General features: G+C 70.7%; 3 protein-coding genes. 1 reads left to right on the top strand and 2 read right to left on the bottom strand.

Annotated features, from left to right (window positions below):
* Positions 1-38: 38 nt before the first annotated feature.
* Positions 39-539 carry a hypothetical protein gene (locus ACWF94_RS34460; protein ID WP_453497794.1) on the top strand — a complete coding sequence of 167 codons (501 nt, stop codon included), beginning with the start codon at positions 39-41 and terminating at the stop codon, positions 537-539.
* A 107-nt stretch (positions 540-646) separates the two neighbouring features.
* On the opposite strand, the gene ACWF94_RS34455 is transcribed toward ACWF94_RS34460, so the two are convergent.
* Together ACWF94_RS34455 and ACWF94_RS34450 are read right to left on the bottom strand one after the other, a co-directional pair.
* Entirely contained in the window at positions 647-2,836 is a 2,190-nt protein-coding gene (locus ACWF94_RS34455) for a terpene synthase family protein (protein ID WP_453497791.1), read from the bottom strand.
* Between the two features lie 119 nt (positions 2,837-2,955).
* A partial coding sequence (locus tag ACWF94_RS34450; RefSeq protein WP_453497788.1) for an N-acetylmuramoyl-L-alanine amidase occupies positions 2,956-4,459 on the bottom strand: 1,504 nt, incomplete at its 5' end.

Genomic DNA, 4,459 nt, shown 5'->3' with positions numbered 1-4,459 from the left:
GGGTCCGCCCCGGGCCCCGGGACACGTACCATGGCGGTATGTCCTTCCTCCGCCGCCGCAGCGCCGCCACACCCGCGGGCCCGGACTTCGACGTCCTGGCCATGGACCCGGGGGACTGGCCCGGAAATCTCGGCGCGGGACTGCTGCCCGCCCCCGACGGCACCTGCCAGGGCGTCTTTCTCCGGTACGACCTGTTCGGCGGACGCGGCCCCGCGATGATCATCGGCAATCTGCCGGAGGGTTCCCCGGCCCGCGAGCTGGAGGAGGGCCAGATCCCGTTCGAAGTGGCCCAGCTCCTGCTGGCCCTGGAGAACGACGAGCCCGTCGAGGTCGTGGACACCGAGGACGTGCCGGTGATGCAGGGGGACAACCTCCTGATCGTGCGCCGGCTGAAGCTCTCCGAGAGCCGGATCTCCTGCGTGCAGTTCGACCGCAGCGACCGGGTCCTGGTCACCATCGCGAGCTGGGACCGGCCGATCACGGACGATCTGTACGCCCTGCTCAAGCCCCTGCCCGCGGAGCTGTTCCAGCAGGCTTGACCCCGCCCGCGGAGCACGCGCCGCCGACCGTACCGGCTCCGCGGCGCGTACCCCGGACATCACCGGCAGCGGGCGGCCCGGTCAGCGGGCCACCGGCAGCCGGGCCCTCAGCGGGCCATCATCGTCGCCAACCGCACCGCCGCCGTGCCGAGCCCCGATGTCGGCTGCCCCAGATGCGCGGTGCCCGCCCCCGAGCGCACATCGGCGTCCCGGTACCGGCGCACTCGCCGGTGCCAGTTCAGGATGCCCGCGAGCCAGTCCTCCATCTCCCGCACATAGGCGTCGAGCGCGGCCCGCTGGACACTGTTGAGCGCGAAGTCCTCGTACAGCAGCGGCAGTTCGTGCTCCTTGACATGGAGGAACTGCCGCAGCCGTCCGCGCATCAGATCGTCAATGATCTTCACGGCGGACGGATAGTCGCAGTCGAAGAACTTCTGCACCACCAGCACCGAGTTGTGCACCTCGCCCTCGACCTCGATCTCCTTCTGGTACGAGAACAGGTCATTGATCAGACAGGCGTAGTCCTGGGCCGCGTGCTCAAGACTCTCGACGGTGCCGCTGCGCAGCAGTTCCGTGGGGAGTTCCCCCTCGTGCCGCAGTTTGGACAGCAGCATGGTGAGGTCCGAGCCGAAGGTGGTGCGCCGCATCTCCAGATAGTCGACCGGGTCGGGGACCCGGTGCTGGACCTGGTTGTGCAGCTCCCAAAGCCAGCTCTCCAGCATGTCGTCGATGGAGGTGCGCAGTTGCTGCCGCGCGGCGCGGTTCATCGGTTCGGTGGTGCGTACCCACAGATCGGCCAGCGCCCGCTCCATCGGGCTGACCGCCAGGGCCGGGGCGGCGGCCGGCTCATCGACCGGCATGCACGCCATCAGCCGCTGGGTGCAGAGCTTCGCGCCCAGGAGATTGCCCGGCCGGCCGAACACCAGGGGGTAGTAGTCGTCCCCGTAGGTGCCCCAGGTCAGCCACTCCGCGCTCAGCTCCAGCTCCTCCGGGGTTGCGTCCGGATCGAGACCGGCCGAGCAGAGCGCGAAGTCGAAGCCGCGCAGCATCGGACCGTCCCAGATGTCCCCCAGCAGACCCATCCGGTCCGCCCAGGCGACGGACTTGTCCAGTGCGTCCTGGTGATGCGGACTGAGCGTCAGCGGGAACGGAAGGTCGAACTCCGGCAGCAGTGAGGGCCCGATGTCCGCGTGGGGCAGATGGGTGAGGCCCCGCAGCCGGGCGGCGGCGGGGCGCCCGAACAGGGTCCGGATGTCGAGCGCGGAGGTGCCCAGCACCCCGCCGGACCGCGAAGGTCCGGTGTCCAGGCCCTCGTTCATATAGCGGCTGGAGCGCATGTGCCACTCCTGGCCGCCGGACTGCCAGTCCTGGAGCCCCTTCACATACAGCGCGATCGCGGCGCACTCCTCGGGGGTGAGGCCCTTCTCCAGACAGAGCCCGGGGACCTCGGTCAGCGCCGTGTTCTCGAACTGCTGCAACCGGGAGGTCAGCAGATCGTTGACCGCTTCCGCCGCCTCCTGGGTCGTACAGCCGAGGAAGGTCTCCAGCACCAGGACGCCATTGCTCAGCTCGCCCTCGTCCTCGACCTCACGCTGGTACGAGAAGAGGTCGTTGCGCAGATGCACGGCGTCGGCGAAGGCGTCGGTGAGCACGCGCAGCGGACGGGAGGCGGCCACCGGCTCGGGGATCTCGGCCCCGGCCGCGTACTCGATGATCCCCGCCGACCAGGGGGCACCGCCGACCTTGCGGCGCATCTCGATGTACTCGACGGGGTTGGAGATCCGGCCCTCGTTGATGTTGGACAGTTCCCACAGGGATTCATTGAGGAGGTTGCGCGTCGACTCCGCGAAGCGCTCCCGCCAGGCCGCCGACATGCTCGGCACCGTCCGGGCCCACAGATCGGCGAGTCCCGCCTCGACCGGATTGGTCGGCTCCGGTGTCGGCTGGGCGGGGTCCATCGGCATGAACGCGGGCAGCCGGTCCAGATACGCCTTGCCGCCCGCCCGGTCCTGGGTGCGCTTGAAGATCTCCAGGAAGTGGTCGTCGAAGAAGAACACCCACACATACCAGTCGGTGACCAGCGACAGGGCTTCGGCGTCGCAGTCGGGGTGGGTGTATCCGCACAGCAGGGCGTAGTCGTGCGCGTCGAGGTCCCGCTCCTCCCAGACACCGGAACCCTCCAGCATCCCCATGCCGCGCGCCCACTCCTTGGTGTGCGCCCGGGCCGTGTCGACATGGGGGCTGAGGCGGGCCGGGTAGGGCATATAGAAGTCGGGCAGGACGAAGGGCTGTGCCATGCGTGCGTGGCCTTTCGGGTCGGGCGGAAGCTACCGGCCCAGCCCTACCCGTCGCCCCAATGGCCCACGCACCGCAGCCTAATAGTCACACAATCTGACAAGCGTGGGCGCGGGCCCCGTCACTGGAACACGGCGGGCCGCAGCACCCGCACATCAGCCGCCCTGACGAACGCGATCCGGTGCCCGAACTGGATTCCGTAGTACGCATCGGAGCCCCGCACCACCCGCTGCCCCGCGGCGCCGGACGCGGGCGCGTACAGATACTCGCCCCGTACCCGGTCGCCCACCACATACCGCTGTCCCGCGAGCAGCCGGTACGGCAGCGGCTCCAGCGGCTGCACCGGCACATCCGCCGGATAGGCCGACGCCTCCGGGTAGGCACGCCCGTACACCGGGATCTCGCGCACGCCCGGCCGAGGGGTGATCATGGTGGCCCGCGTGCCCACGGCCGTCGGCTCATCGCGCGGATCGTGGAACCACGCCCGGCCGCCCAGATACCAGATCGCGGTCCAGTCGCCCCGGCGGCCGGCCACCGCGTACCGCTGGCCCGTCGACGCCCGCGCACCCTGGTCGTGGACCCCGGTGGTGGAGTCGCCGCCGCCGGGCCGCCGGCCGATGTCCTTGACGAGCGGGGCGTCGGCGGCCGGCGCCGTATGCAACCGGACAGCGGCCGAACCGTGCGGTGGGCAGGCCCCGCCGCCCTCGGCACAGCCCGTGAAGAGCGGCCGGTGCCGCGCGTAGTCGGGGCGGATGGTCACCGCGTCGGCGCCCCGCCCGGCCGTGGCCGTGAACGGCCTGCCCAGCAGCTCGAAGTAGTGCGCCCAGTCCCAGTACGGCCCGGGGTCCGTGTGCATCCCGGGGACGGCCGCAGGCGTCGTGCCCGGCACACTGTCGTGCCCGATGATGTGCTGCCGGTCCAACGGAATGCTGTACCGCCCCGCCAGATAGCGCACCAGCCGGGCCGACGAGCGGTACATCGCCTCCGTGAACCAGGCGTCGGGGGAGGCGAGGAAGCCCTCGTGCTCCAGACCAACCGACTTGGCGTTCACAAACCAGTTCCCGGCGTGCCAGGCGACGTCCTTCAGCGGCACATGCTGGGCGATATGACCGTCCGACGAGCGCAGGGTGTACTGCCACGACACATACGCCGGGTCCCGCACCAGCCGCAGCGCGGTGTCCCAGTACCCCTCCGTGTCATGGACGACGATGTAGCGCACCGACTGGGACCTGGGCCGGTCGGACTTGTCATGGTTGCCGTACTCACCCGTACCGAGCTTCTCGTACGGAGCGGGAACCCACGCACAGGACACCGTCGGCGGGCACTCCGTCCGCCCGCCGCCTGCCGTCCGGGGCCCGCGCGGCCCCGGGCCCGCCGCCCGCGCCGCCCGCGCCGGCGGGACGGCGGTGGCGTCGGCGGCCAGGGTGATGTGCTGCCCGCTGTCCGTGACACGTGATTCACCCGCACGGATCACCCGGAAGACGTCGTCGGCGTAGGCCGTCGCGGTCGCCGCACCGTTCGCCGCGTCCGGACGGTCTGTGCCGTTCGCCCGGTCCGTGCCCTCCGCATCGCCGGCATCATCCGCATCGTCTGTGCCGTCTGTGCCGTCTGTGCCGTCTGTGCCG

It is taken from the genome of Streptomyces sp. NPDC055078 (genome assembly GCF_053607985.1).
Note: the sequence above shows the minus strand (reverse complement) of the source record. Positions and strands in the feature narration are given on the sequence as shown.